General features: G+C 60.2%; 30 protein-coding genes. 4 read left to right on the plus strand and 26 right to left on the minus strand.

The genetic code is table 11. From position 1 onward, the window contains the following. Nucleotides 1–280: 280 nt before the first annotated feature. From IYX23_RS07710 to IYX23_RS07720, 3 genes are all read left to right on the plus strand, one after another. Nucleotides 281–592: a hypothetical protein gene (locus IYX23_RS07710; RefSeq protein WP_196392335.1), complete on the plus strand. Its 312-nt coding sequence runs from the start codon at nt 281–283 to the stop codon at nt 590–592. A gap of 163 nt (nt 593–755) precedes the next feature. Continuing rightward, nucleotides 756–965 carry a hypothetical protein gene (locus IYX23_RS07715; RefSeq protein WP_196392336.1) on the plus strand — a complete coding sequence of 70 codons (210 nt, stop codon included), beginning with the start codon at nt 756–758 and terminating at the stop codon, nt 963–965. A 585-nt stretch (nt 966–1,550) separates the two neighbouring features. Continuing rightward, nucleotides 1,551–2,198 carry a GDSL-type esterase/lipase family protein gene (locus IYX23_RS07720; RefSeq protein WP_196392337.1) on the plus strand — a complete coding sequence of 216 codons (648 nt, stop codon included), beginning with the start codon at nt 1,551–1,553 and terminating at the stop codon, nt 2,196–2,198. Nucleotides 2,199–3,308: 1,110 nt separating this feature from the next. On the opposite strand, the gene IYX23_RS07725 is transcribed toward IYX23_RS07720, so the two are convergent. The 23 genes from IYX23_RS07725 to IYX23_RS07835 form a co-directional block, all read right to left on the minus strand. Next, entirely contained in the window at nt 3,309–3,704 is a 396-nt protein-coding gene (locus IYX23_RS07725; protein ID WP_196392338.1) for a hypothetical protein, read from the minus strand. 90 nt (nt 3,705–3,794) lie between these two features. Continuing rightward, nucleotides 3,795–4,550 carry a hypothetical protein gene (locus IYX23_RS07730; RefSeq protein ID WP_196392339.1) on the minus strand — a complete coding sequence of 252 codons (756 nt, stop codon included), beginning with the start codon at nt 4,548–4,550 and terminating at the stop codon, nt 3,795–3,797. Beyond that, nucleotides 4,547–4,726 (minus strand): hypothetical protein, encoded by a 180-nt coding sequence (locus tag IYX23_RS07735; protein WP_196392340.1) that lies wholly within the window; start codon nt 4,724–4,726, stop codon nt 4,547–4,549. Before IYX23_RS07735 ends, IYX23_RS07730 begins: the two co-directional genes overlap by 4 nt. Nucleotides 4,727–4,954: 228 nt before the next feature. Beyond that, entirely contained in the window at nt 4,955–5,356 is a 402-nt protein-coding gene (locus IYX23_RS07740; protein ID WP_196392341.1) for a hypothetical protein, read from the minus strand. A gap of 671 nt (nt 5,357–6,027) precedes the next feature. Next, nucleotides 6,028–6,504 carry a hypothetical protein gene (locus IYX23_RS07745; RefSeq protein ID WP_196392342.1) on the minus strand — a complete coding sequence of 159 codons (477 nt, stop codon included), beginning with the start codon at nt 6,502–6,504 and terminating at the stop codon, nt 6,028–6,030. Next, nucleotides 6,501–8,570: an AAA family ATPase gene (locus tag IYX23_RS07750; protein ID WP_196392343.1), complete on the minus strand. Its 2,070-nt coding sequence runs from the start codon at nt 8,568–8,570 to the stop codon at nt 6,501–6,503. Before IYX23_RS07750 ends, IYX23_RS07745 begins: the two co-directional genes overlap by 4 nt. Beyond that, on the minus strand, nt 8,567–9,202 hold the full coding sequence (locus tag IYX23_RS07755; RefSeq protein WP_196392344.1) for a nucleoside 2-deoxyribosyltransferase: 636 nt from the start codon (nt 9,200–9,202) through the stop codon (nt 8,567–8,569). Before IYX23_RS07755 ends, IYX23_RS07750 begins: the two co-directional genes overlap by 4 nt. Beyond that, complete coding sequence (locus IYX23_RS07760; RefSeq protein ID WP_196392345.1) at nt 9,199–9,360, minus strand: hypothetical protein; 162 nt, start codon at nt 9,358–9,360, stop codon at nt 9,199–9,201. Before IYX23_RS07760 ends, IYX23_RS07755 begins: the two co-directional genes overlap by 4 nt. Nucleotides 9,361–9,563: 203 nt before the next feature. Beyond that, on the minus strand, nt 9,564–9,797 hold the full coding sequence (locus IYX23_RS07765; protein ID WP_196392346.1) for a hypothetical protein: 234 nt from the start codon (nt 9,795–9,797) through the stop codon (nt 9,564–9,566). 103 nt (nt 9,798–9,900) lie between these two features. Continuing rightward, nucleotides 9,901–10,896, minus strand: a complete 996-nt coding sequence (locus IYX23_RS07770) for a hypothetical protein (protein ID WP_196392347.1) — start codon at nt 10,894–10,896, stop codon at nt 9,901–9,903. Next, nucleotides 10,893–12,065, minus strand: a complete 1,173-nt coding sequence (locus IYX23_RS07775; RefSeq protein WP_196392348.1) for a site-specific integrase — start codon at nt 12,063–12,065, stop codon at nt 10,893–10,895. Before IYX23_RS07775 ends, IYX23_RS07770 begins: the two co-directional genes overlap by 4 nt. Before the next feature lie 681 nt (nt 12,066–12,746). Beyond that, nucleotides 12,747–14,081, minus strand: coding sequence for a hypothetical protein (locus tag IYX23_RS07780; RefSeq protein ID WP_196392349.1), 1,335 nt, complete (start codon nt 14,079–14,081; stop codon nt 12,747–12,749). 123 nt (nt 14,082–14,204) lie between these two features. After that, complete coding sequence (locus tag IYX23_RS07785) at nt 14,205–14,903, minus strand: hypothetical protein (RefSeq protein ID WP_196392350.1); 699 nt, start codon at nt 14,901–14,903, stop codon at nt 14,205–14,207. A 222-nt stretch (nt 14,904–15,125) separates the two neighbouring features. Further along, complete coding sequence (locus tag IYX23_RS07790) at nt 15,126–15,875, minus strand: outer membrane beta-barrel protein (protein WP_196392351.1); 750 nt, start codon at nt 15,873–15,875, stop codon at nt 15,126–15,128. Between the two features lie 259 nt (nt 15,876–16,134). Then, complete coding sequence (locus tag IYX23_RS07795) at nt 16,135–16,806, minus strand: M15 family metallopeptidase (protein WP_196392352.1); 672 nt, start codon at nt 16,804–16,806, stop codon at nt 16,135–16,137. A 158-nt stretch (nt 16,807–16,964) separates the two neighbouring features. Next, the gene (locus IYX23_RS07800; RefSeq protein WP_196392353.1) at nt 16,965–17,309 is read right to left on the minus strand and encodes a hypothetical protein; all 345 of its coding nucleotides are present in this window, start codon (nt 17,307–17,309) and stop codon (nt 16,965–16,967) included. A 508-nt stretch (nt 17,310–17,817) separates the two neighbouring features. Further along, entirely contained in the window at nt 17,818–17,964 is a 147-nt protein-coding gene (locus IYX23_RS07805; protein WP_196392354.1) for a hypothetical protein, read from the minus strand. Between the two features lie 180 nt (nt 17,965–18,144). Beyond that, entirely contained in the window at nt 18,145–18,582 is a 438-nt protein-coding gene (locus IYX23_RS07810; RefSeq protein ID WP_348643639.1) for a hydrogenase maturation protease, read from the minus strand. A gap of 25 nt (nt 18,583–18,607) precedes the next feature. Then, nucleotides 18,608–19,900, minus strand: coding sequence for a Ni/Fe hydrogenase subunit alpha (locus IYX23_RS07815; protein WP_196392356.1), 1,293 nt, complete (start codon nt 19,898–19,900; stop codon nt 18,608–18,610). Continuing rightward, a complete protein-coding gene (locus tag IYX23_RS07820) occupies nt 19,890–20,666 on the minus strand; it encodes an oxidoreductase (protein WP_018407884.1) in 777 nt (258 codons plus the stop codon). The genes IYX23_RS07815 and IYX23_RS07820 overlap by 11 nt, the downstream gene beginning before the upstream one ends. Nucleotide 20,667: 1 nt before the next feature. Next, a complete protein-coding gene (locus tag IYX23_RS07825; RefSeq protein WP_246716564.1) occupies nt 20,668–21,516 on the minus strand; it encodes an FAD/NAD(P)-binding protein in 849 nt (282 codons plus the stop codon). Continuing rightward, a complete protein-coding gene (locus tag IYX23_RS07830; RefSeq protein ID WP_196392358.1) occupies nt 21,500–21,964 on the minus strand; it encodes a cyclic nucleotide-binding domain-containing protein in 465 nt (154 codons plus the stop codon). The genes IYX23_RS07825 and IYX23_RS07830 overlap by 17 nt, the downstream gene beginning before the upstream one ends. Then, nucleotides 21,961–23,103 carry a 4Fe-4S dicluster domain-containing protein gene (locus IYX23_RS07835; RefSeq protein ID WP_196392359.1) on the minus strand — a complete coding sequence of 381 codons (1,143 nt, stop codon included), beginning with the start codon at nt 23,101–23,103 and terminating at the stop codon, nt 21,961–21,963. Before IYX23_RS07835 ends, IYX23_RS07830 begins: the two co-directional genes overlap by 4 nt. A gap of 343 nt (nt 23,104–23,446) precedes the next feature. On the opposite strand from IYX23_RS07835, the gene IYX23_RS07840 reads away from it, so the two are divergent. Further along, the gene (locus IYX23_RS07840; RefSeq protein ID WP_196392360.1) at nt 23,447–24,100 is read left to right on the plus strand and encodes a hypothetical protein; all 654 of its coding nucleotides are present in this window, start codon (nt 23,447–23,449) and stop codon (nt 24,098–24,100) included. Nucleotides 24,101–24,139: 39 nt separating this feature from the next. Here IYX23_RS07840 and IYX23_RS07845 read toward each other — a convergent pair whose 3' ends face one another. The 3 genes from IYX23_RS07845 to IYX23_RS07850 all read right to left on the minus strand — a co-directional run. Then, the gene (locus IYX23_RS07845; protein ID WP_196392361.1) at nt 24,140–24,637 is read right to left on the minus strand and encodes a DUF1269 domain-containing protein; all 498 of its coding nucleotides are present in this window, start codon (nt 24,635–24,637) and stop codon (nt 24,140–24,142) included. A gap of 181 nt (nt 24,638–24,818) precedes the next feature. Then, nucleotides 24,819–24,941 carry a hypothetical protein gene (locus tag IYX23_RS20485; RefSeq protein ID WP_281431776.1) on the minus strand — a complete coding sequence of 41 codons (123 nt, stop codon included), beginning with the start codon at nt 24,939–24,941 and terminating at the stop codon, nt 24,819–24,821. 59 nt (nt 24,942–25,000) lie between these two features. After that, nucleotides 25,001–25,480: methane monooxygenase/ammonia monooxygenase subunit C (locus tag IYX23_RS07850; RefSeq protein WP_196398840.1), on the minus strand; the 480-nt coding region annotated here is incomplete at its 5' end.

Below are 25,480 nucleotides of genomic sequence, written 5' to 3' on the forward strand. Positions count from 1 at the left end.
CGAGACTCTGATCCGAGCCGCGAGCAGTCGCGAATCTCCCTCCGCTGTCGAGGACCAACGCAGAGGACGCAAGCTTACCTAGGACCTCATCCGAACGGAGCAAGCGTCAAAACGGCTCGCATGCTACTGAGCGGATGAAATAGCCATTCACAGTTCAAACAGCTTCGGCCGGGACGAACAGCGGCGCTCGCAAGAGCGACGAGCCGGGGGCGCATTGCTAACCAGTGCGAAGTTCGAAACGTCAAACTCTAGTTATTTCTTGCGAAAGAGAGTGACCTCAATGGCTAATCGAACCATTCGCGTGTGGTGGAAGTCCGTCGCCACAGGCTGGCTGAATTTCAACTGGGATCCGATCACCTCGCAGTCGGTTGTTCACATCTCCGCCTGCGAGTGGAAGCCGAGCACCACGATCGGCGGCAAAAGCAAACACCGCGGCGCTGCACCGATTTTCGTAAAGAATATTCGCCCTCATGGCAGCAACGTTGAAGCGAACGGCGTCGAGTTCTTCGCACAAGTTGAATGGGGAACGCCTCTCGACGTCGTGTTCGACATCACTGTCTTTGACAACCCCGAACAGGAGCATACCATTTAGCCTCGTTTCTGATCTTCGGCGCTGCCGGTCAAGGATGCACCGGCGCGCCCAGCATCGGCTGTGTGCGCTCGCGCATTCCGCCGTCGAGTGGATATGCGCCACTGTCGGCCATGGTGTCATGTGCTCCAAGGGAGCTTGACGGAATAGCAGGCAGGCATTCGCCATGAAAAAACAGAAAGATCCTGATCTAGTTGGAACCTGGACTTTCGAAGCAATTCGAAAGTTTGCCGGCGCGGCGACGGGGGGAGAGGTTGCGTCAATGCGGGAGGCATTCAAGGGCCAGGCCGAGCTTTTTCGGCGTAACGGCGATGCCGCCCGCGCCGCGTTTTGGGAAGCGCTTTCCAATAGGATTGCCGACGCGGCTGGCCAATAAGCCCAGCGGGACGCTGGAGCTTTTCCCAGGATAGATGCTGCGTGAAGCGCCCGCACATAGGCAGGACGATAGCTGAAAAGCCGGTGGACGAAGAGCCGCTGGCGGTGATTGCGGCGAGAAACCGGTCATGAACTTTTATGTTTTCCTGGCCCCAAGCCATCAGTCGGCGACGGTTCACAAAGGATCTTGTCCTCACTGCAATGAAGGCAGGGGCCAGCGAAGGCCGGGACTAAAAGCAAATCTCGCTACGGAATGGCTTGGCCCACATCTAGATAGCGAAAAAGCGTTTGCAATCGCCCGCGGATCCGGCGTCAAGAATGTCACGGGATGCGGGCACTGCAAGCCTGAGAAGCCCGTTTAGGAAACTACTTTTCCAGGCTGGCAGAGAAAACTTTACGCCGCCGATCTTCAAGATTTGGAAACAGCAAAACAAGACGGAAGGCTCAAGCCACTTCAGCAACAGCGGAATGAGCGATGAAGCTGAAGCCGCCATATTCCGGCCTCATCATGCCCGCTTGGATACCGGCCGGCGATAGTTGGATGCCTATCGTCGCGAGCGATTGGATCCTTGCGACAAGGATTTGTATGAGATCGAATATCGCTGCTCCCTCGCGACGCCTTTTCCTTGGCGCGATCGCGCCAGCACTGGCGGCGGTCGCTCTAGGACCAGCAGTCGGTGCCAGCATCGCCGTCGTCGGCGATAGTCTCGCGGCCGGCTGCCCATTCCGCACGCTGTCGTGTCGTCCCTTCGAGGTGATAAACTTCGCCAAGGGCGGCGCGCGGCTCGCGGATATCGCCGGGCAGATAGAGCGTGCGCAACGAAAGCGGGCGCAGAGCTTCATCATTGACGGAGGTCTGAATGATCTTTTCGGCGCCGCCGCGTCGATCCGGGACATCGAATGCGATTTCCGCGGCGTGCTGCAAGTCCTCAATCCGGGCGCTTCCGCGATCTTCACCTTGATGCCTTATATCGCCCAGAGAGAGGTAGCGCCGCGCATTGATGCAGCGAACGCAGTGATGGCGGAGCTTTGCCGAGAGCGGCGCATCGAGGTGTTGGACCTCAATCCACATGTCTCGCTCAATGGCGTGCGCCGCGCAGAGATGAGCGACGACGGGGTGCATTTCACGCCACGCGCCAATGCGGTGTGGATTGCGGCTCTTCGGGAGAAGTTGAGCGATCAGCTATTCCTCGACAGTGGGAGATTAGCGAAAATCTTGCTCGAGACGAGCTGACCGCGCTCGAGCAGGTCACGACTCCCACCGCGATCGAGGACAGAACACGAGGAGCGCAAGTTTACCTAAGAGCGCGTCGGAATAGGGCAAGCGTCGTCTCGCTTGACCGAAAAGGAATTGGAGAGTGCACGGAGTGTTTGGGCGACCCGTCATTTCATCGCCGTGAGCGCTCGTCGCCATGGGGCAGGACATGACTCGCGCGCGCGAAGTGCTGGCCGTGACAGAGCGGCGGTCGATTCAGCACGTCTACAACAGCGAGTTTCGAGTTACTCACGTAAGTAAGTCACCAAAAGAGCCGAGTGGGGTGAAGCCGCGTCTCGGGGCGCGCAATGCGGGGCGTAAAGATTCCGAAACCGCCGCATATTTTGACCCGCCGGCGCGAAGGCGATGATGTGCAATTGAACGCGACTGAGAGGCGGTCTATTCAGCATGTCTATCGTCACGAATTTCAAGTTCGTCACATGACGAAGTCACCAAAAGAGCCGAGTGCGGCGAAGACGCAACCGCGCTCGCGGGGTGTTAGCCTCGACGGAGCGGCGGTCGCTTCACACGGTTTATGATTTAGAATTTAAGCGACTTACAAATGTTTGTAAGTCGCCCAAAGAACCAGCTCCGCCGAATACCAAAAAACCCGAAGACGCGATCGCTCAGAGCAATCGCCATCACGTCCAGAGCGCCAATCTTCCCAGCCGCTCGCCGTTCACGAATATCGGCCCACGTTCAGCCTTGCGCGCCTTTGCTGGCGCTTCATTGGTCTCGCGCCGCTCTTGTGGCAATGGGCGAGGCGCGGCGAACAGGGCTTCGGCGCGGACGCGCGCGTCGTTTCCGACAATTCCATTTCTTTGAGCTGCGAAGCCCGCTGAGCGCGATAGAGCGTTGTCAGCTAGGTGGGCCGCCTGGCCTCTCGAAAGCCGCGCAGGAGGTCGGCCTCCGTCTCGGCCCGTGGCGACGATCGCTGACTTAGCCATGTGCGGTCCTCTCAAAGGTCGCGGCCTTGCGGAATTGAACCCCTATAACCGGTCGCCGCACAGGCAAATCCGTGGGGGCGGGCATTCCGCTTGTCGTTATTCGGCTGGCCGCTTCGCCGTCAGGAATGGCCCCCAAAACCGATCACGCGGCCGACGATGCGTCTGGCCGACGAAGGATGCGAAATTTGCCTGAGCGCTCGGCCATGGCGAAGGCGACGAATGCAGCCTCAGAGAGAAACTCTTGCTGAAGGTCTGCGCGGCGCTGAAACTCGGTGGCGAGCTGCTCTCGCGTCGTCGCGTAAGCCGGGATAGTTGGCTCGGCAGCGGCGACGCGTTCCTTGCCCTCGGCGACGCGGCGGCAATGGCGAGCGCGCTCATAACTTTCGCTGAACGCCCACTGTGCTTCAGACGGCCAACGGTCGAAGCCCAGAGGCTTGCCTTCGCCAAGCAGTCCGGCGCTCGCTCCGGCTCTATTGGCTTGTTCTTCGGAGCACGCGAGGCGCTCGGCTGCTGCGATCGCGTCTTCGTCAATAGTCATTGTTGCCTCCAGTGTTGGGAATGGGCGCGCCGGCAAAGGATCAGAAAACCGGCGCGCCCGACCGTCGGCGGGCGGAAACCGCCGTCGGGATCACTCAGCCGCCTCCAGGCGCTCGGCGTCGCCATGGCGCAGCGCGCGCGCCTTCTCGCGCTGCGGGACGACGATGAGTTGGTGGGCTGCGACAGGCGCCGGCAAAGGCGCGGGGTCGCCGCTTACTCGGCCGCCGATCCTGAGCGCGCCAAGGTCGTAAAGCCTCGCGACAGGCGCGGGCGAAGCAAGCGGTTGCCCGCTTCCTCTGCGGACGAGTGTCAAACGCTCGAAGAGCCCCGGTATCGCGCTGTGAAGCGCGGCGGCGGCGATGGCTTGCGCCACGTCGATCGACTCCGCAGGACATGGCGTTAAGTGATTTTCATAATCCTTTGCGACGCCGGTTTCAGTCGGTATAGCCTCGACTAGCGACGCGAAGGCCGCGGCAAGCTGTGCGATCGGCCCTTCCAGCGCCTTTGCCGCCGTCTCGATTTGCGCGGCGGCGCGCTCATGTTCGCTGGCCAGACGTTCGCGCTCGGCTTTGTCACGAGCGCGTTCGATGCGCTCAACTAATTCGAGTTCCGCGAGCTCCAATCTTTCGAGTCGAATTTGCGCGAGGCTGGCGTCAGCGTCCAGTTTCGCGATGTCGGCGTCGGCCATGTCGCTGAGTAGTGCGTCCGCGCGCCGGGCGCCGTGGCTCTCGACGACGGTTTCGAACTCCTTACGCTCTGTGCGCAGTCGAGCGAGGCTCGCCTCCATTTCGGCGATCTGCGACGCGGGCGCCGACTTCTTCACCTTCAGAAAATCCAGAACGCTCATTGCGCCTCTCCGATTTCACTTTCGGGAGAAGCTTCGTCCGGAGATTTATGCAATCGCAAGCACGCGGGATTGCATTTTTTGGCCACGTCGATAATTCGGCGCGCCTTGATGCCTTCGCCATTGCGCGACACTGCGATCCGGTGGAGCGCCCGGCGTTGTGGCGAGCCATCAACCATGCGCCCCCACCTTTCGCGAGGCCAGGCCGTGCCCAGATAGCGACTGAGGTCCCGCGCGAGAGCCGCCGCGCGTCTCGTCAGTGGGCCTTCGTAAATCTCCAGCGCCTCGACGATCGCGTTTTCGCGCTCCCTCGCTTGCAGGCGACGCGCTTCGGCCTCGGCGGCTTCGGCGCGTGCACGAAGCTCGGCGGCTTCTGCGAAAAGAGCATCGGCGGGCGTCATTCGGGACTATTTCGCGCTGCGAGAGGCTTTGCGGGCGCCGCCTTGCTTGCCGCGAGCCGCCTTGGCGTCTTCGGCCACGCGTTTCCAGTCGATGCGCAGACCCATCGCGCGCGGCCAAATAGGCGGATCGTCCGCATGCTCATACGGGCCAACGCCGATCCGGTGCATGAGGTCTTTCGCGCGCTCGGCGAACAGCGTGGGCATGGTCTGTTCGACCCTCTTCGCCGTCTCGATTGTCGCCCCTGCGTCATCCGCGGCAATTGCGGCAAGGGCTCCCACATCGCGAACGAGCGACAGAACGGCGAAAAGAATGCCCCGGTCGAAGTGATTTTCACAGTCGCGCGCCGGGATAAGCCAAGCCGGGCATTGAGCCTGGCTTTCCGGTTGCGCCGTGACGCTCGAAACCACCCTCGCGCCAGGCGGGGCGCTCGCTCGCCACGCCGTCCCGAGATACGACGCTGAAACCCGCCCGCCCGGGAGCTTCGGCAAATGTCCGGACTTCATCTTTCTCACAACCAAAGTGCGTGAAACCCCTTCGCGCCGGGCAAATTCAGCGGGGGTCAGGCCATCGTCTGGTTTATCGCTCATTTTAGCTGATCCTCTTTTTTTGAGCAGAGAAGGCCGCTGAGCGCGATAAAGCGTCGCGCACTATGCAGGCGGCTTGGCTTCGCAAAAGGCGCACAAGAGGCCGGTTTCTGGCTCGGGAAACGAAGCGAAACACCTTTTTGCCCATTGCACCTACGGATACGGCAAGCCCCCGATAGACCCGTATCGCCCCAGTCTCTGGGAGGACCCGCGAGGGGGGGTGGCCGGGCCCTGTCATGCGTGCGCATCCCCAGGGCGAGCGGAGCGAGGGATGCAACGCAGTCACGCGGGGATGTGGAATGCATGGTCAAGCTCACGCCCTGACATTCCTGATGCGGGGGCGAACCTCTGGCCCGTCGCGAAGGCTCACGACGATGGTCCGGCCAGTGAGCGCGCTATGCAGTGTGATACTGGCCGGCGGCGTGCGTCCGGTTCGGGCGTAGATGGCGCGCGCGGCGGCCTCCGGCGTTTCGAAAGGGGCCGGCGCCGCCAGTCTAGCGATGGCTGGCGAGCGTCTCATGCCTGCGCCCTCTCTGCTTCGATCGATGCAACGAGGCGGGCGACGCGCTCGCCAGGCCAAAGTGCGTTGCATAGGCCAGCCGCGTAAGGCGCAAAGGGTGGGGGCGTGAGGGGACGAGCGGAACAAAGATCGGTGTTCCGCGATCGGTCAGCGTTCGAACTGGAAGCGAGGCGCTGAAAAATCGTTCCATCGTTCCAGCGTTCCCTTCTAAGAAAGGGTGTGGAACGTTCCAATCAGGGGAGGGGGTGTAAACACCCCCCCCTTCCACTGTGATCTGACTATAAAAACCGTTCCACTGGAACGGTTTGATTTTATTGATAAAAACAGGCGTTTTTGATGGTTTGCGTTCCACTTTTCGTTCCCGGAACGATTTCTGGAACGAAAGCCCTGTTTTTTCGGTCGCGCCGTTCCAGCCATCGTTCCAGCTTTTTTCGGTCTGAAAAGTCGTCATTCGCCTGCCCCCAGTCGAGAGAATTTCGCGGCGTTTTGCTCGGCCTTTTTTCGCTCATCGCGGACGCGCGCCGCCTCTTCATGGCCAGCGGCCGTCAGCTTCCAATGGCCGCGTAGCTTCTTTGCGAGCGGCGGCCGCTCCGCTGCGAATGACTGAAGGATGCGCGCGACCTTGGATTTGTGGGGCGTGGCGTCGTCGCCGGTTGTCCACCCCGCGAAATTGGCGAGCGCCGCGATAGCCGCATTCTCATGCTCAAGCATCAGTTCCAGGAGCACGTCCTCATCTCGCCGTTCAGCGGCGACGATGTTCCCTGCTTCGCGCTCATCGAGACAGCGAGCAATGACGGAGGGGATTTGCCGGCCGCGCGAATCCACTAAGCGCGGCGCCGTGACGTTTTCGAGAGCGAAACGCAGCGCCTCGAAGTCGGGCCCGCGATGCTTGCCGGCCCAGTGCATCTTTACAACGGCCGCTGACCGCACGGCCGTAAGGTTTCCGTCCATCTCCGCGATAAACGCGCCGCCGCCCCTTGGCAGCAGATTGTCCGAAGTCGCGCCTTTCACGGGGTGCGCGGGAACGATGACGCAGGGGCGGCCAGGCAGATCGGTCAGCTTTCGCAGCTGCGTGCGCGCATAAGCGCCGAGTTGCGTATTTGAGTTTTCGTCGTCGCCCTGAAAGAAAGCCGCTGACGTGTCCGCGATCACGAGCGTAAACCCGCCGGCGGCCTCTGCTTCGGCCCGCAGGTCGGGAAGCGATTTACCGATATCGAAAGCGACGGGGCGAAAGCGGACGCAAATAGCGTCGATGTCGAAACCAAAATGGTGCGCCATCGCAATCCATCGCATCCGAATGTCGTCGGGATTCTCACCGGCGAGGAACAGCACCTGCCCGCCTTGAACCTCGCGCCCGCCTAGTGCCCCTCCGCCGCGTCCAGCCATCGCCGCAATGGCGAGTGCAATAGCCGTCTTTCCGGCGCCCGTAGCGGCCGTGAGTGAATAGAGGAAGCCGCGCTGACAGACGCCATCGATGAAATAATCAGGCGGCGTGAAGCCCGCGACGAATTGCGCGCTCGATAGAATGCCGAGTTGACCGGCGCATCCACTCGGCGGCGCCGCGTCGGCCTTCGCGAGTATTTCCCCCGTCTCGGCGTCATGCTCAACGCCATCGGTGACGGCGACGCGCCGGGGCTTTGCGTCAAGCATCGCTCTCGGCGCGTCGTATTCAGCAGTCTCTAGCCGCAACCAATCCTTGATGGCGCGCGTAACCGCGTCGCCAAAGATATCGGCGAACTTCGGAATGCCTGTGATAGGCGCGCCGGCGCCCAATCCGGCGAAGGAAGTTCCGATAGCTTTCTTGAAGTCGGCAACGTCCTCATCGCCAACGGCGTGCGCGATGGCCTCAGCAAAAAGCTTCGCGTCCTGCTCACTCCACCCGGCGTGAGCAAGAACGCCGCCGATCGCGAGGCGCGTATCGTGCCGTTTCCCGTGGTTCGGCCAATGGCGGGCGAGCAGTGCAGCGCTGGCGACGCGCCCGACGCAGCGGAGCAGACGCGCCCCGTCAACGCGCGATGGCTCCCCCGCGACTTCCCATGTGATCGCCTCGCCCTCTTTGTGGGTCGACCCTGGGAAGACGGTTTGAGCGCCCTTGGCGCCGCCGCCGACGCGAAACTCGCAGAGGCGTTCTTTCTGGTCGAGGTGCGGAGCCGGGTCGTCGAAATTCAGCGTAGCGACGTCGATCGCCTCGGCGAAGTCGTCGGCGACATAAAGCCAATGCGAATTGCGCGCGGAAGCACGGCCAAAAATCGCGCCTGTCGGTGGTAACAGATAAGGCGCGGCGGCGATCGCTTCCGGGCAGTCCAGGTCGACGTCGCGGAGATTTCCAGACGCCGCGCCAAGCTGAACGCCGATGTTCCGCCGGACGCCGTTGAAGTATTGCGCCGCATTCTCCGCGTTGATGCGAAGGTGTTGCCAGCCATTGCCGGCCGTCGGCTTCTTGTCCCTGAAGGCGACCGGGACAGGGTTCCAGGCGCGCGCGACGTAGGCGAGAGCTATCTCGAGAGGCGTCGTCATGCGCGTCCCCCGAACTGGCCGAGAGCGCCCGCGGCGATGCTCTTAATCAGCCCGCGAAACGCAACATCAACCGGCCACTCCGACACCATCGTCGCCGCCTCAAGGGCAAACCAAAGGTCGCCTTTTTCCGCCTCCGACAGGCTCGGGCCGAGGCAGATGAAAATAGGCTTGGCGAGCGCGAAGGCGTGGCCCAACTCAACGAGCGTTCCGAAGCAGTCCAGCTCGTCGACGTAAGCGAATATTGCGTCGGCGCGTTCGATCGCGCTCATGTTGGCGTTGAAGACGAAGGCGCGCAGCGCTTTCAGCGCTGCAATGGCGTCGGAGCGTTCCTTGACGCTGACCGTCGCCAGCTCCTCCTCGAGAGGATACTCGGCAATAGCGCCGTGCGTTCCTGGGCCGTGCGCCGCGCCATGGCCGAAATCTTCGAAGAAGGGGCCGACGTAGGCAAAGTCGCCGCAGTCGACTTCGTGGTACGGGTCGCGCACGTGAAGCGCTTCGCCGCGCGCGTCGACCGCGAAGTTCGCGCGGCTTTGACTGTAACCACAGCGTCCGTTGAGCAGATCGTCGCGCCAACCGCTGCGCGAGATTTTGCCGGCGAGGTAGAGGCGCGGTTTGCGTGATCGACTGGTCATCGCGCCGGCTCCTCAAATTGAGGAGCGTCCGCTTGCGCTCTTGCCTTGCCGGTGCCAGTCTGCGCCATCCACACATTGCGCTCGGCGCGGCGTGGCGCGGCATAGCCCGGCCCGCACGACCAAGCGGCGCCGGGCTTCTCTTTGAGGCGCGCGCTCATTGACGCGCCTCCCCGAGGGCCAGCTCGGCTACCAGACGCGCCGCGGCGGGCGGGATGGCGTAGCGCCGCGCGAGAAACGCGACGCGAAAGATTTGCGGATCAAAGGGGCCGGTGCTATTTACGGATCTGACAGCCGCCAAGCAGTCAGATTTACGAGTCCCGCCGGTCGCCGCCGGCGGGCTCTTTGCTGTGTGGGCCATGCGTCACGCGGCCTCCCGGTTCAGATGACGGGAGCCGGGCACATAGGCTTTCGCAATTGGACCCAAGATGCGAGTCGAGCGGCCGTGCTTCTCAACCTTCAGAACGCCGGCCTTGATATCTGCGTAGACCGTCGTGGTGCCGCAGAGCTTCAAAGCGCAGACTTCTTTGATTGTCACATAGCCGTAGTCGAGACGCTCAGCGAGAGTGACGCTCGCGACATTCTCAACGAATGACATGGTGTAATTTCTCCGTCGTTTCCGCGAATGTTGGCGGGCGACGGAGAAACTATGCGCACTCTTCAAATGTCAGAAAATGTTTCTGGTCAAAAAATGTCAGAAACTATTTTTTGACACCCAGTATTTCCTCTTTCGCCCTTTTGCAGGTGCCGATCGCCACGCCATACTTTACGTGCAACTCGACGCCCTTTGCGTTTTCGAGGTCATAACCTCCGGCAACATCCCGTCTCATTTGATCTCTGACGCGACGTCTTTTCTCCCCCGGATTACCGCGCCCCCGCCTCGCGTTTCCGTCCGAAGAGTTATCTTGCTTTGGCCATTTTTTCAGAACGTCAGTGACGGAGACGCGCACATGAAAATATCCATGGTCGCTTGAGCGAAAAAGGCCGTCTCCCCGCGCGCTGGCGTAAACAACATCGTCTCTTAAAAGGGATAGGTCAGACCATTCGATGGCTGGGATAACTTTTCGCGAAACCCCGGGCGCATCGAAGCCTGTCGCTGTGATCGTTCCGTTTCGAAGCTCACCCCAAAGCTTTTTGCGCGCGTCTTCCAGTTGCTGTTGTTCTGGAAGCTCCTGAAGCGACGCGTGCCAATGCAGTTCGAAGCATGATGCGGGATCGATCGATTTAAGCCTTACCGTTCGCTTGCGCGCATCCACAGAAACATCGCGAATGCGATCCGCCGAGGTTGTCGCGATCCAAACGATTGCCTGAAGTAGCGTCCAATCGGTAGACGCCATTGGGTCGAATCTTTTTTCCGAAACGGCGTCAATGACGAAGCCGAGTTGCTCTATTTCTCGACGCGCATCGATTTCGGACAATTCATTTTGCTGCAGCTTTTTGTTTATTGGCCTCAACAATGCCGAATGGGCGCGCGCTTGTTCATCAATTTTTTGGTAATCGAAAGTGCAAATCCTCCAATTCTTAAGGCTATCGTGTAGCCTTTCATCAAAAGTCTTTTTCGCCCTTTTTTCGGATAGGCGTAAGATCGGCGTAGGAAAGCTTGTCGGCCGGTTCCAAATGTCACTTTCGGGCTTGCCGCTTTCCTTGGCGAGCTCGAGTATTTTTTTGTCAAACGGCGGCCTTGTGGGGTTTTTCATTTCGAATCCCCCTGACAATATGAGCCCCATGCCTTCATCAGCGCGCGTCTCTTTTCCAGCGCGTCGCCGCGCCGGTACGCCTGCTCCGCCTTGTCGCCGACCGCATGGGCAAGCGCGGCTTCGCAGACCTCGCGCGGAAATTCGGTCTCGTTTCCTGCCCAATCGCGGAACGCGCTGCGAAAGCCGTGCACCGTGGCGTCGAGCACGCCAAGTCGATCCAATACCTTTTGCATCGACACATGAGACAGCGGGCGTCCTCCACGAGGACTTTCGAAGATCACATTGCAGGTTCGCCGCTCGGAGAGCCTCCGCAAGATCGCGGCGGCCGGCGGCGCGAGGGGGATTCTGTGTGTGCGACCGTTTTTCATCCGGCTCCCCGGCACGGTCCACATGCAATCAGTGAGGTCGATTTCTGGCCACGTCGCGCCGAAGACTTCGCCCGAACGTGCGGCGGTCAGGATCGTGAACTCAAGCGCCCGCGCCGCGACCGCGTCGTCTTTGCGCAAACGCGCCACAAAGGCAGGCACTTGCGCGTAAGGCATTGCGGCATGGTGACCTTTCTCGACCGCCGGCCGCTGCGGAAGTAGATGCGAGAGGTGACCGCGCCATCTTGCCGGGTTTTCGCCGGTTCGATGGCCTTGCGCCTTGGCTGCGTCCAATACAGCTTCAATTCGCTGGCGAAGCCGCGATGCTGACTCGGGTGTTTTCGTCCATGACTCTTTCAAGACGCCGAGCACGGCTTCCGTATCGATTTCATCGACGAAGCGGCTGCGGAGCGGGACTATAACCCCCTCTTTAAGAGTGACGCGCCATTGCTCGGCATGCTTGGCGCTGCGCCAGCCCGGAGCCTTAGCCTCTATCAGCTTGTCGGCGATGTCCCCGAACGTCGGACGGGATTTTGACGCCGTCTTTTCCATCCGGCGAGCGTCGATCGGATTTCTCCCCGACCTTAGGGTTGCGCGCGCAGCGTCTCGCGCACCTCGTGCATCAGCGAGCCCGACCTCAGGAAATGAGCCGAGCCCCATCTCAGGCCGTCGTCCCTGCCATGAGAACCGATAGACCCACGAGCGCGCTAACGCCGTCGAGACGAAGAGGTAAAGCCCGCCACCGTCAGGATGGTTACCGGGAGGCGCTGATCTGACATTCGCCACCGTCAATTTTCCGCCCACCTAAATCGGTCCCCCGATCGGTCCCCCATTTCGGCGCGGATGATAGCGAACAAACGCGAAAGGTGGAATAGGTCGGCGAAATCAAATACCAAGAAAATGTGGAAGAAACGCATTTCGGCGAATGTCGGCGAAAGTCGCAAGGTTAGACTCTCACTCCGACCACTTTAAACAAATTTAGAGTTAAAATTCAGGCTGTTAGAAGGCCAGCCTCGGCTCCGGTATTACAATAGGTATTACAGCCGAACGCCGCTTCGCCCTAAATTCACCGTTAAGTTTGCGCCAGTGCTTCACCGTTCCAGCTTAATGCACCGCACGTCACCCTTTGCCTTCGCCCCCCTGAGGCTCTGCCCGGAGCAAGTTTGCTCGACGTGGCTAGTCTCTCGCCAGCGGCCCACGCGCGGCAACAATCGGATGGGGCCTACTCGAGCGTCCTACATTTAAAAGCACAGTCGCAGTCAACTCCTTGATTTCGATGCCAGACGCGCCACCTCTCAGACCAATAGAAGCGGCAATGGACAGGCGCGGGGCAGTTCTCTATCTTAAGGCGTCCGTAAGACGTAGCATATATCTTGCTGAACTTGCTGAACTTGCCGCTGAGAGCACGGCTCGCGAAAACAGGAGAGGCCACCATGACCTATGTAGAAGCACTAATTGGCCCGGTGATAGTGCCGCACCCGATTTTCACGTGCTAGTCGATTTTTGGCGCGCCCGAAAGTTACGCCAGAGGAGGAAGGGATCGTCCGTTTTTGTAATCAGTTCAGTCTGCTCAATCCTACTTGTGTAATTTTGGAACGTAACCGCTACTTGATCTTCTGCATCGCCCTTGAGGGCGTTGTACATGCGGTAATTTGCCACCGTGCCCTTTTTCCAATCAGCATCAGCGCAATCCCCGTCTAAAAGCGCTTGCACGACAACGGCAGCCTGATCGGCGTGAATAAGGCCAAGATTTAGCCTAACCCAAACCACCGTATCCTCGAATGCCCACCAGTACGATTCACGATTCTGTTTTCGTGTGTCTGCCGTTTTGATCATTTCCGATAGGAACTCTTCAACGCGAATCTTGTCCCTCTCAAGCCCTCGTTGGGCTAAATAGAAAGCATAGTTATTCATGCAACGTACTCTTGTTTCAACATATTGCTGCTTGTCCGAGTCCGAGACGACTGAGCTAAGACTGTCCAGCTTGGTGACTAGCGCATCTGCGGAGTCAAAGGCAATTTTGGACATAACGATAGCTGAATTCAAATAGCTTCTCAGAAGGTTGCTTTGCTCCCCCCGTGGGTTCGGGATGCTTTTGTAAATGTCGACGAATTGACCACTTATCGTTCCGTAAACGCTAGCGTGGATACGGTCGTTCGCGAGCTTAGTCAGCGAATCCAACTGATTTCGAGCTCGCACCATTTCCGCTTCATGAGCAGCTTTCACAGCATCCTTAAGCGCAACATTTCCAATGAAAGCAATGAAAGCTATCAAAATTGATATTGCGGTTATAAGGGTCGAGATGCCGACTGTCGCCAAATTATGAAATTGGGAAGCAAACTGGTCCCCAAATTTGGCAGTTAAATCCTCGATCGCTTTTTGCTGATTAGCTATATCTCTCTTGAGATCGCCCACGTCATCTTTCGCGCCTGTCACTGTATCTTTCGGGGGAGCAGTCGCCGCAATTTTAATTTCAGATGCTCTCAGCATAGCGAGCGCATCAGCGTTGCATGTTTTTTTCGCCTCTACTGTTCTGTTCTCTACGCGAGCAGCGTAATTGCTAAGTCCAGCCAGAGTTTTCGCGTTACAGGTTCCGTCAATCGGACCATCGTATAAACCTTTAAGGTAAAGTGAGGCTTGGATAGCTTTTGTGGCACCCTTTTCACGAGCATTAGCGCTTTCGTGGGCATATAGTGTAATGGACGGAGTTAACGCGACGATTGCCCATAATAAGAACCAACCGAAATATTTCCGTCTTCTTATCGCCCACCGTGTGAAACAATGAATATCCTTAATGCAGGCTAAAAACGATTTTTTCATCGTGGCTCACCTAATAGAATATATTTTTGGAAGCGACTGTCTCTGCAAACTGGCAAGTGCGCGGCTTGCAATTATATTTCCACAAGGCTGTAAGCGGCGTCCAGAGAGGCCCCCCTAACTATATCAGAGTCCGTCCCATGACGGGGCGGCCTTGTTCATCGGGGCGGGATCAAACCTTGTCTCTTCCGAGCCACTGCCTGCGAACGACCAAGACGCGCCACAAAGAGGCGTCGAGCCGCCGTCCGACGAGTTCTCGTCGTCAAATTCGTGTGTCGCACATGCGAGCAGCGACGCGAGCACGATTGCCTGCCAGATTATGGTGGTGGGGGGAAGCCAGCAAAGAAAATCTAGCTCGCCTCGTCCGGAACATACGAAGGCGCTCCCAAGATAAATGCCAATGCTCGTCGCTATGCCGCCCGCCAGAGCAGTGACGACGTAGAATCGGACCTCTCGCAAATGAGGAACGTGCAAGCTAAGAGCGGCGGCAACAAACCCTGCGCCAAACGCCCCACTCAAAATAAAAGCGTAATGCGAGCGTTCCCCGCCAAATAAAATATAAGCCATCATAAAAAACATAGCCGTCACTGCCCATACAATGCAGATCTCCATTGAAATCCAAAGAGTTTGGGTAACAATTTTTTCCTTCCAATATTCAACAAAAACTACACCTTCTATGCAGTACGTAAATGCAACACAAAACGCCACTGCGCCTGGGTTGATCAAAGGAAACGGCCAACCTGCAGACATCGCGCCAGAGAGTGCGCCAACGAAGAGACCAATCAGAAAGTTCTTTGCCTTCAGTTGGAAGTTCTCGATCAACATGTTGTCAGCCCAACCGACGCTCGGCCCTCAGTGACGATTGAAACAAGCCGGACAACTCAATCCCTCATGGAGTCACTCACTATTTCAAGTCTCAGCGTCCATCGATCGAAAAGTGCTGCCTTCGCGCGACATGGCTGGCGCTGGGGCGGTCTGCGCTGAGAAAGAGAAAAGCCCAGCCGCGAGGCTGGGCTTTTCTGGTTTCGTCGGGGGTCGAATGATCGATCAGTATTTCGCCAACACCGGCGCCGAAGAGCCGAAATTGAAGTGGTAGTTCACGCCAAAGCGGATCGTGTGGAAGCGCGTGCGGTTGTTGACGTTGTTCAACCCGAGGCCGAAATTGAACCCGTTGTTGTTGTTGCCGCTGAGCTGCGTATAGAGATACTCAGCCTTGACCGACCAGTTCGGCAGCGCAACGAACATATACTCGGCGCCGCCGCCGGCGGTCCAGCCCGTCTGCACCGTGCTGTTCTGGTTCAACCAGCCGTTGCGTTTCACCTCGCCATACGCGAAGCCGCCGGTGCCATAGACCAGCAGTTGCGGGCTCAGCAGGTTGATGCCGACGCGGCCACGCACGGTGCCAAACCAGTTCAGAGTCGCGGTGGTCACGGGAGGGAGGCCAAAGAGCCAGGCGAAGCTGTTGCCGCCGGCGCCAGAGCCGATGCTGGTGCCCTGGAAATCGGTCTCGACGCCGACGACGAACATCGGCGTGATCTGATAATTGTAGCCAATTTGACCGCCGCCGACGACGCCCGCCCGGCTACCGCCGCGATTGTTAAAGCCCACGCCCCACGCGTTAGATGAATTTTCTGCGTAAAAGCCGACGCCGAAGTTGAGACCGGCATAGAAGCCCGTCCAGGTCATGATCGGCGGCGGGGGCGGCGGCGGCGGCGCCTTGTAGGACGGAAGGTCGGCGGCCATGGCCGAACCTGCTGTCAGCGCGAGGGCCAAAGCGGCAAAAGTTGCCTTCTTCATTATACCTTCTCCTAAAGCTTAAAACGGCTTGGGCCGAATCCCCGCACCAGAGGCGGCTTCGGGTAAAAAAAGCGACCAGCCCTGCACAGTCAAAGCAATTAAGAAGCTGTTCGGCCTCCATGAACGCTTTCCACTCAGACTGTGGCAGCGGCGCCACAACGCTGAAGCAGGTTCTCATCGAAAAAATCTAGGGCCGCGGAGAATGCGCCTATGGCCGGCTGACGCGCTGAGCGTCGCTCGCCCGCCCCGACGGCCGCCCTCAGTGTCCGTCATTGGAAAAGTGCTGGTAGTCGACGCTTCTCTTCCAATGTCCGCCCCAGCGCCAGCCTTGTCGCGCGAAAGCCCTGGTCACGACATCGCCGTCGACGATCATCCCGACGATATCTCTCCTGCGCTTGGAGGGCTCGTCATAGGCGCGCCCGGCTTCAGGCTCGGTCAGTTGTCCTTCCCGGTAGGGATTCTGAACGGGATTGATGTCCACGGCCATGCCATAGGCGTGTCGCGACATCGCGCCACGATCGGTCGTTCGGCAGTTGAAGGCGCTCGTATTATTCGCCGCCATCGATCGCGCGTCGTCGCCGCCGAATTCATCGATCAGCGACATTCGATAGATTCGAAATTTCCCGCTGTCGTAGATGTCCTGAAAGGCGGCTGCGACGGCTTTTGCGGCGCTGCTTGCGACGATCAGCGCGCCAGTCTGCGTATTACCGTCGAAATCGAGGTAAGGAACTCTCAAGAGAATGAGCTGGTCCCGTCCCGGACATCGAAGCTCCGCCCGCCACGATCTTCCCTGCATGTAAGCCCATACGGCGTCGGGGATGGGTTCAGCCGTGACTTTCGCGCCCCGCGCGTTCGCTTCTGCGCCCGTCAGAAGCAAAAACAGAAGCGCAATCGCTCCGATGGCGCGTGAGCAGCGATTTGTCAGAATCATGCGCCCGCCAATCCGCGTATTCGTTCCGCCGATGCCGATCATTCGCCAAGGGCTAAGACCCATGCCTCTGGTGATCTCGACCTGGATGCGTGCGGCAAATCACAACGATCATCTCCAAGACGCTTCAAGCGCCTTCGGTCGAGAACGGGTAAAAATGTTCAACTGGCGTATGCCGCCGATCGCCATCGAAAGAAGGGCAACGCCTCAATCGTCAGCGCCGCAACGCAAACAAATTCGCCGACCCCATCCGCGATCACCATGTCGCCGATGGTGAGTATCGCGAGCCCCTTGCAAATTTCCGAGACAGCAAAAATTCGGTTTGCCCTGGCCAAGCATACCAACTTGCCGAGCGGGCGATCCGGCCGGACAAAAGTTGCAGCCGAAAAGACGGCGATCTCTTTTTTTCCGGGCGACAGCCCGACGGATGATGGCGCCCGTGGAAAGCCCATGCCCAGCCTTGGTCGATGAAGATGTGTTTCCTTACCTTGAATTGGGACCGCCAATATGGCCGACCTGCGGCCCCACCTAGGCGCAAAGCGCGATGAAATGCCTGCGCGCTCGGTCTCCGCCCGTGAGCTTTGAATAGAAACGCCCCGACTGCGGAGTGGCGGCGGGGCGTTTCTTGCGTTTCAACGAACTGGCGTGTTTCTCATCAGCAAACCCATACCCAGCTGCCGACGGAACCGCTCCACTGCCAGCACACGCCGGGGTTAAGAGGCCGCCAGGGCGTGCTATAATCCCTCTTCTGATAGCGCCAGAGCCCGCCATAGGACTGAACATCATGAGGGTACGATTGCTGCGCTTGAGCCAAGGGCGTGAAAGCCACACTCGCCCCGATGATCAATAGCGTGAGCTTGCGCATTTTTTCCTCCAGATTGTTTGGCTGTTAGCCAGTTCAACTGGGTCAGGCGCAAGGTCATTCAACCCGCCGGCGAACGCTTACCTAGTCAAGCGTATCCGACGCAGCTTATAGTCCAATCCTAAGCTTGCTCGCCGAGGCAATCGCAAAGCTTAATGTTTTGCAAAACGCTCTATGGCGTTGATAAACGCCTCCGGCGAAGCGGCAATGCGTCGAACGATATGCTTCGGCGCTTGGATGAGCATTCGAACCGCCGAGAAGGTGGCGATGAATTTCGACGCGGAAACGAGACGCTGCATTCGGCTCTCCATACTTGGTCTGCGCGGCTGCTGTGCGGGAGGCATTCGGCGGCGCGCGCGCGAATTCTGAGATATGCGAGCGCACACTTTAAGCCTGCCAACGTTTCGGCTGGATTGCCGCAATGTTGCCGGTTGTTTCGGGCTTGGGACGAATTTGTCCGGCGCACCGCCCCGCTTCGGCTATTTGCCCAGAATGTCCATCCGCAATCGATCGGCGACGACAGCGACCGCTGCGGCCACCACCGGCGACATCGGCACGCCGATATCGAATGTCCCGCCTTCGATCGCATAAACGATGCAGCGCGAGGGCAATACGCCCAGCGCGCGGGCCAGCTCCAGAGCTTCGGCGAGGCCAAAGCCATGCGTCGATGCGCCGAAAGCCGCTCGCGGAAGCGGCCCTGTGCTGACGTCAATGCGGCGGATTTCGCCAGGCTCCGCCCCGGAGACGCAGGCATCGACGATGTAGGCGGCGTCCGCGCCCTCGAGCCGCGCCAATACGCGCGTCGCCTCGCCCTCCTCCTCGATAATTTCGACGTCGGCCAGCGACGCACTCAGCGCACGCGCGACCGCGCGACCTACGGCGTCGTCGCCGCGATCGGGATTGCCGATACAGAGCACAATGATGCGCGGTGCTTCTCGCGCTCTATCCGCCCCGGTCGACATCGAGCCGCAGAAAATGCGTCGCGCAGGAAATGCAGGGGTCGTGATTGCGAATAGTCTGTTCGCAGCGGTGACGCAGCGCATCGTCCGGCAGATCGAGCCACGCCGTCGCGAAAATCTTCAGATCCTCTTCGATGCTCGGCTGGTTCTGCGACGTCGGCGGGACGATGCGGGCGTCGGCGATCTTTCCATCGGCATGAAGCTGATAGCGGTGATACAGCATGCCGCGCGGCGCCTCGGTCGCGGCAAAGCCGATGCCCGCACGCGGTTCGAGATCGACCGCCGAGCGGTCAGGCTCTTCATATTGGTCGATGATCCGTAGCGCCTCGTCGCAGGCGTAAAGAACTTCGACGGCGCGAACGATAATGCTGCGGAAGGGATTGGCGCAGATCGTTCCAAGTCCCGCTTCGTGCGCGGCTTCGCGCGCGATCGGCGAGAGAGACGCCGCGTTCAATGCGTAACGCGCCAAGGGCCCGGTGAGATAGGCGCCGCGCGCCTTGAGGTGCGCGTGCAGCGCGGTCGAATGTTCGACGTGGCTCTCTTCGAAATGTTCGTCATATTCCGCGGCGGCGATGTCGAGCCCGCGGCTTGAGACGATGCGGCCCTGGTTGAAGGGATATTCGCCGTCGCCGCGCAAGGCGACGAATTCATAGTCACGCGCAACATCCGGAAAATCGAAGCCAGCCGTCCAGCGCACGGTCGCGAGCGCTCCGTCCCGCGCGCGCTTTAACTCTTCGGCGAGCGGCTGAAGTTCGCGCCGGCGCGGCGCACGGTAAAAGCCGCCGACGCGGACATTGATCGGATGAATCTCGCGGCCGCCGAGAAGCGCGATAATCGCATTGCCTGCCTTTTTGAGATCGAGCCCGCGGCGCACGATGTCGGCGTGGTCGCGCGCCATTTCGATTGCACCGGCATAGCCCAAAAAATCCGGCGCATGCAGCATGTAGACATGGAGCGTGTGGCTCTCGATCCATTCGCCGCAATAGAGGAGCCGTCGCAGGTCGCGCAGCGGTCCATCGACAACGACGCCGAGCGCGTTCTCCATCGCGTGAATCGCGCTCATCTGATAGGCGACAGGACAGATGCCGCAGATGCGCGCCGTAATATCCGGCGCCTCGCTATACATGCGGTCGCGCAGAAAGGCTTCGAAGAATCGCGGCGGTTCGAAAATATTAAGCTCCGCCGACTGCACGACGCCGTCGCGCGCGACGACCTTGAGCGCGCCCTCGCCCTCAACCCGGGCAAGCTGCTCGACCTTGATCGTCTTAACGATCATGACGTTCGCTCTCCTCGCGGAAGGCGTCGGCGTTGGCGTTGAAGGTTCTATAGACGCGCCGCAGCGCATCCTCATCCATGCCGAGCTTGCTCAACCATACCGACAGCGACGGCGTATTGGGCGTCTCCATCGGGCCATAGCAGCCATAGCAGCCGCGATTATAGGAAGGACAGAGCGCGCCGCACCCGGCATGGGTGACGGGTCCCAGACACGGCGTTCCGTGTCCGACCATGACGCAGAGATTGCCGGCGATCTTGCATTCGACGCAGACGCTATGCGGCGGCGTTTGCGGCTTGCGCCCGGCGAGGAAGGCAGAAATCGTTTCAACGAGCTGCCGCGTGCTGATCGGACAGCCGCGCAGTTCGAAGTCAACTTTCACGTGATCGGAGATCGCGGTCGATGTCGCCAGGGTCTGGATATAATCCGGCCGCGCATAGACGATCGCCGCATATTCGCGCACGTCGGCGAAGTTGCGCAGCGCCTGTATGCCGCCTGCGGTGGCGCAGGCGCCAATCGTGATTAAGAACCGCGACTGTTTACGGACCTCCTGTATGCGCGCCGCGTCATGCGCGGTCGTCACCGAACCTTCGACGAGGGAAAGATCGTATGGGCCTTCGACCGACGCGCTCGTCGCCTCGAGGAAGTGCGCGATCTCGACCTCGCCGGCGATCTCCAGCAATTCGTCCTCGCAATCGAGGAGGCTGAGCTGGCAGCCGTCGCATGAGGCGAATTTCCAGACAGCGAGTCTTGGTCGAATGCGCGCCACGTCACAGCTCCCGATAAGCGAGAAGATCGCGCACGCGATCGTAGCGGTGGACCGGTCCGTCCTTGCAGATGAACAGCGGGCCAAATTGACAGTGCCCGCAATGGCCGATGGCGCATTTCATGTTGCGCTCCATCGAGACGAAAATTCGCGAATCCGCAATGCCCGCGTCTTCAAGCGCGAGCGCGGTCGCGCGGATCATCACTTCCGGTCCGCAGATCATGGCGATGGCGTCCGCCGGATCGTAGCGAAGCTTGGACAGCAAAGGCGTCACATAGCCGACGTCCCCGGTCCAATCTGGTCCGGCGCGCTCCACAGCGACGCGCAGCTGGAAGTCAGGCGTCTTCCGCCATTCTTCGAGTTCGCTGACAAAGATGAGGTCGTCCGGCGTGCGTGCGCCATAGAGTACGCCCACCCGGCCATAAGCGGCGCGATTCCGCAGCAGCCAGTAAATCGCTGGCCGAAGCGGCGCGAGGCCGATGCCGCCGCCAATCAGCAGGACGTCGAATCCCTTGGCTTCCTCGACCGGCCAACCGACGCCGAAGGGTCCTCGCAAGCCCACCTGATCGCCAGTCTTCAACCTGCCGAGCGCCGCGCTCACCGGCCCGACGGCGCGGATCGTATGCGTCAGCCGATCAGGCGCATCGGCGGCGCCGCTGATGCTGATCGGTATTTCGCCGACGCCGAATGCGTAAAGCATATTGAACTGCCCCGGCGCGAAGGGCGTGGCGCGCTCGGGGGCGAGGTCGAAGGTGAACACCTCCGCCGACTCGCGAATGAAGCGCGTCACCGGCGTCATGCTCGGCGCCATGGGATAGGGCGGCGGCGTGCAGGCTTTAAGCGTTTGCGGCATCATACATCCCGAGCGCCTGCATGCGCGCCGACTGCAAGCGTTTGACGAGCGGCGGAATGAAACGCTTCATCATTTCATAGCCGACGCGCGGATCCGCCTCGCATTTGCCGCGCAGACACTTTCCATCAAAGGAAATGGCGCGCGTCAGTTCGACGGCGCGCGCGTCGAAGGACGAACGATAGGGCGGAATGAGCCAGTCGGCGCCGAGAATTTCCCCGCTCTTGACGGTGAGAAAGGAGAACGCTCCGCGCCCCGGCACGAAAGTCTCCAGCGCCACGGCTCCATGTCGCACGAGATAGAAGGAATCGGCCGCGGCGCCTTCGCGATGCAGATATTCACCCGGCTGCAGGATGACGTTCTTGGCGCATCTGGCGACCAGCGCCAGCATCTCTTCATCGAGCCCCTCAGCGAAGGGATGATGACGCAGCAGATCGGCAATATCCTTCATTGCATATCCTCGGCGCAGGCGTCGCCGCCGCGGATGGCGCGCACCTCTTCGGTGATGTCGATGCCCACCGGACACCAGGTGATGCAGCGCCCGCACCCCACGCACCCCGATGAGCCGAACTGGTCGATCCAGGTCGCAAGCTTGTGAGTCATCCATTGGCGGTAGCGCGATTTCGCGCTGGCGCGCACGCTGCCGCCATGAATGTAGGAAAAATCCATCGTGAAGCACGAATCCCAGCGGCGCCAGCGCTCGGCGCGCGCTCCGGAAAGATCGGAGGCGTCTTCCACCGACGTGCAGAAGCAGGTCGGACAAACCAATGTGCAGTTGGTGCAGCTCAGACAGCGCGTCGCCACCTCGTCCCAGCGCGGATGTTCGAGATTGCTCATCAGCAGTTCGTTGAGATCGTCCGAACGCATTTCGCGGCCCATCGAGGATGCGGTGTGTTCGATGACAGCTTCACGGGCTTCGACCTCGCGACTTGACGCGGGCCGATGCGGAACCTGCGACAGGAGCGCGCGCCCCTCGTCGCTGCCGGTCTCGACGAGAAAGATGTGCTCGGTTCCCTCGAGAAGCTCGGTCAGGGCGAGGTCGAACCCCTGCTCGACGCGCGGACCCGCGTGCATCGAAACGCAGAAGCAGGTGCCTCCCGCCTTGCCGCAATTGACGGCCACGATCAGCGCGCGCTCGCGCAGCGCTTTGTAGTGCGGATCGACATAGAGATCGCCGACGAGAACCCTGTCTTGAATTTCAATCGCGCGAATTTCACAGGCCCGCACGCCGACGAAGGCGAGACGATCAGATGGCGGGGGTTCGGGCGTGACGCTTGCGTTCTCGCCATCGCGTTCGGCCGTCCAAAGCCGCAGCTTCGGCGCGTGTAGAAATTTTTTCCAAGACTGCGGCCCGACGGAATATCCAAAGAGCGCATCGTCATCGCGTCTGGCCAATCTGTAACGGCCGCCGTCCTGCTCGTCCGTCCACCCGCGGGGCAGATCGTCAACAGATTCAATATCGTCGTAAACGATCGCCTGATTTTGCACGGTGGGGCCGATGGCGCGGTAGCCGCGCGCCCGGATCGCCAGCAGCAAGGCTTGCAGGCCGTCCGCCGTGATGATCGCCGCCGCTTCGTCAGCTTTGGCCATGAGCGCTCCTAACCCGGCTTCCTGCCCGCAAATATCAATTCGGACGACGTCGGATGTTTCGTCAAGTCTAGCCTTTGCCGGCGCCCTTGTGACGCGAGGATGACATTAGGCCGACATCCGACACCGCGCGCGATCGTCTTCCCCGCCAGAGTTCAACCGCCCCACGCGATCCTAGAGCCCAAGTTTACTAGCAGCGAGACGAGCGGCGCCCGCTCCCCCGTCGCGCCAGTTGCTCGGTTCCCGCGCACGAACTATCTTGAGCTTCTAATTCGGCCAACAGGCGCGTGAGACAAGGCGAACTTGCCGCCGCTGTGTCGCTCGCGCCGAACTGCGAGGATTGCTCATGTCCAATAGCCCCGATCCGGCCGAACCCAAGTTGCCCGATATCTCGCCGCAGCACGAGAGCTGGGCGACGACCTTCGAGCACGGCATGGAAGAGATCCGGACCCAGTCCGCCGGCGTTCTCTTCCTCGACGTCATCAAGATCGACCTGCCCTACATCGTGATGCTGTCGACGGCCGTGCTCGGCATCGGCATCGTCACTTTCACGGGACAGCCGGTCGCCTACTACTGGGAGTTCCTGACGCCGGTCTATTGCGCGATCTGCATTTATATCGGCTGGCGGCACACCGAAACAACGCATGAACGCACGCGGCTGGTCTGGACCCAAATACTGCACTGGGCGGCGTTTCTCTTCGGCATGTGGCTGATCTATTCGCCGCCGCTGCGAAAACTGATCGACGTCAACGCGGCCGGGCTCAATCTGATGGTGCTGCTGGCTGTCGCGACCTTCGTCGCGGGCGTTCACGCGGCCGCATGGCAAATCTGCGTCGTCGGCATTATTCTCGGGCTCTTCGTGCCCGCGGTGGCGATCATTCAGCGTTCGTCGCTGTTCATTATCGTTTCCCTACTCGGCATATCCTTCATCGCCGCCAGCGTCTACATCACCCTGCACTCCCATCGCCGAAAAGCGCGCGAGGCGGAGGAGACCGTCTGAAGGGGTGCGCGCCGAAGAGCCATTCGGCGCGCAGTCCGTCTAGGTAGAGGCCGGCTGCGCGGCGAGCGCCGCGCGGATGGCGTCGTCTTTGGACTTATCGAACGACGTCCGCAGCACCACGCCGCCGGCTCCCTTCAGTCCTTCGAGAACCTTGTCGGTCGTCATCTTGCGCACGAGCAGGAACAGCGCGGCGCCGCCGGGCGGAACCGCAGCCGCCACGTCCTTCATGAATTTGTCGTCAATGCCGAAGTCGGTCAGCGCGCCCGAGACGGCGCCGGCGCCGGCGCCGATCGCGGCGCCTGCGAGCGGCATCATAAAGATCAATCCGATCAGAGCGCCCCAAAAAGCGCCGGAAACTCCGCCAAGGGCCGTGGTGTTGAACAGCTGATTGAGCTTTATCGCGCCATCGGCATTCTTTACGGCGACGACCGCATCGCCGAGTTCGATCAAATATTCCTTCTGCATCGTGAAGAGCTTCTGCCGAACTTCTTCGGCCTTTTCTTCCGACGGAAATGCAATCACGAGAAGATCATTCATTGGCCTCTCCTGTTCGGCGCGCGGGTCTCGCGCGCCGCCATTGACGATCTAGTTCAGTGAAAGAAGCAAGACAATGCGCGAAGGAGCGGCTGAGGCGGAATGACGAGACCGAACGTGGTCGGCGGACGCCGCCCTCATCGCGTTCACAGCGACGCTGGCGGGCCAGCCTTCCATCAAGTCACTAATCCTGGCGGCGCGATGGCGCGAGTTCGCAGCGGGCGCGCTGCGGGACACGACGCGGCGCGGCATACAGGAAGCAGAGCGGCGAAAGCGCCGCGGCCAGCAGCAGCATGACGATCACCATAGGAGTTTCTCCCGGTTTTTGTGTCGCCGCCCGCCACGAGCGGGCGGCGAAGTCTCGGATTACTCGGTCAGGAGGGCGACGCCTTCCTTGCCGATCAGGCGCTGAATGTTGATCAGCAGCTGAAGCACGACGCCGAACACGCCGAGCGCCATCCAGCCGAAGAACACGAAGCCCCAATGCAGCGGCGCAACGAACAGTTCTTCCATGAACCAGAACGTGTGGCCCCACTCATTCAGGCCGACGTTCGGGATGATCATGAACGGGCCAATCGCCACGATCAGATAGGCCACCGAATAGCCCTTGGAGAAATACGGAAGACGCGTCTTCGCATAGAAGAAGCCGCCGACCGCGATCACCGAGTAAATCGGGTAGCTCATGTAGAACTCGATGATGTGCGACGGCGTGAAGTCCGTGTCGCGAATCACCGTCATGTGCCAGGTGCCGTCCTGCTCGGTGAAGAACGACGCGCCCCAGTAAATGGCCGCGGCGTAAACAACAAGCCATTGCACCTCGACCACCAGGCGGCGCATCTCTTCGCG

Source organism: Methylocystis sp. L43, from assembly GCF_015709525.1.
GTDB lineage: Bacteria > Pseudomonadota > Alphaproteobacteria > Rhizobiales > Beijerinckiaceae > Methylocystis.

What these genes read in the sequence shown, in the direction of transcription:
- IYX23_RS07710 (WP_196392335.1), top strand. Translation starts at nt 281, where the DNA reads ATGGCTAATCGAACCATTCGCGTGTGGTGGAAGTCCGTCGCCACAGGC.
- IYX23_RS07715 (WP_196392336.1), top strand. Translation starts at nt 756, where the DNA reads ATGAAAAAACAGAAAGATCCTGATCTAGTTGGAACCTGGACTTTCGAA.
- IYX23_RS07720 (WP_196392337.1), top strand. Translation starts at nt 1,551, where the DNA reads ATGAGATCGAATATCGCTGCTCCCTCGCGACGCCTTTTCCTTGGCGCG.
- IYX23_RS07725 (WP_196392338.1), bottom strand. Translation starts at nt 3,704, where the DNA reads ATGACTATTGACGAAGACGCGATCGCAGCAGCCGAGCGCCTCGCGTGC.
- IYX23_RS07730 (WP_196392339.1), bottom strand. Translation starts at nt 4,550, where the DNA reads ATGAGCGTTCTGGATTTTCTGAAGGTGAAGAAGTCGGCGCCCGCGTCG.
- IYX23_RS07735 (WP_196392340.1), bottom strand. Translation starts at nt 4,726, where the DNA reads ATGGTTGATGGCTCGCCACAACGCCGGGCGCTCCACCGGATCGCAGTG.
- IYX23_RS07745 (WP_196392342.1), bottom strand. Translation starts at nt 6,504, where the DNA reads ATGACGACTTTTCAGACCGAAAAAAGCTGGAACGATGGCTGGAACGGC.
- IYX23_RS07750 (WP_196392343.1), bottom strand. Translation starts at nt 8,570, where the DNA reads ATGACGACGCCTCTCGAGATAGCTCTCGCCTACGTCGCGCGCGCCTGG.
- IYX23_RS07755 (WP_196392344.1), bottom strand. Translation starts at nt 9,202, where the DNA reads ATGACCAGTCGATCACGCAAACCGCGCCTCTACCTCGCCGGCAAAATC.
- IYX23_RS07760 (WP_196392345.1), bottom strand. Translation starts at nt 9,360, where the DNA reads ATGAGCGCGCGCCTCAAAGAGAAGCCCGGCGCCGCTTGGTCGTGCGGG.
- IYX23_RS07765 (WP_196392346.1), bottom strand. Translation starts at nt 9,797, where the DNA reads ATGTCATTCGTTGAGAATGTCGCGAGCGTCACTCTCGCTGAGCGTCTC.
- IYX23_RS07770 (WP_196392347.1), bottom strand. Translation starts at nt 10,896, where the DNA reads ATGAAAAACCCCACAAGGCCGCCGTTTGACAAAAAAATACTCGAGCTC.
- IYX23_RS07780 (WP_196392349.1), bottom strand. Translation starts at nt 14,081, where the DNA reads ATGAAAAAATCGTTTTTAGCCTGCATTAAGGATATTCATTGTTTCACA.
- IYX23_RS07785 (WP_196392350.1), bottom strand. Translation starts at nt 14,903, where the DNA reads ATGTTGATCGAGAACTTCCAACTGAAGGCAAAGAACTTTCTGATTGGT.
- IYX23_RS07790 (WP_196392351.1), bottom strand. Translation starts at nt 15,875, where the DNA reads ATGAAGAAGGCAACTTTTGCCGCTTTGGCCCTCGCGCTGACAGCAGGT.
- IYX23_RS07795 (WP_196392352.1), bottom strand. Translation starts at nt 16,806, where the DNA reads ATGATTCTGACAAATCGCTGCTCACGCGCCATCGGAGCGATTGCGCTT.
- IYX23_RS07805 (WP_196392354.1), bottom strand. Translation starts at nt 17,964, where the DNA reads ATGCAGCGTCTCGTTTCCGCGTCGAAATTCATCGCCACCTTCTCGGCG.
- IYX23_RS07815 (WP_196392356.1), bottom strand. Translation starts at nt 19,900, where the DNA reads ATGATCGTTAAGACGATCAAGGTCGAGCAGCTTGCCCGGGTTGAGGGC.
- IYX23_RS07825 (WP_246716564.1), bottom strand. Translation starts at nt 21,516, where the DNA reads ATGCCGCAAACGCTTAAAGCCTGCACGCCGCCGCCCTATCCCATGGCG.
- IYX23_RS07830 (WP_196392358.1), bottom strand. Translation starts at nt 21,964, where the DNA reads ATGAAGGATATTGCCGATCTGCTGCGTCATCATCCCTTCGCTGAGGGG.
- IYX23_RS07835 (WP_196392359.1), bottom strand. Translation starts at nt 23,103, where the DNA reads ATGGCCAAAGCTGACGAAGCGGCGGCGATCATCACGGCGGACGGCCTG.
- IYX23_RS07840 (WP_196392360.1), top strand. Translation starts at nt 23,447, where the DNA reads ATGTCCAATAGCCCCGATCCGGCCGAACCCAAGTTGCCCGATATCTCG.
- IYX23_RS07845 (WP_196392361.1), bottom strand. Translation starts at nt 24,637, where the DNA reads ATGAATGATCTTCTCGTGATTGCATTTCCGTCGGAAGAAAAGGCCGAA.
- IYX23_RS20485 (WP_281431776.1), bottom strand. Translation starts at nt 24,941, where the DNA reads ATGGTGATCGTCATGCTGCTGCTGGCCGCGGCGCTTTCGCCGCTCTGC.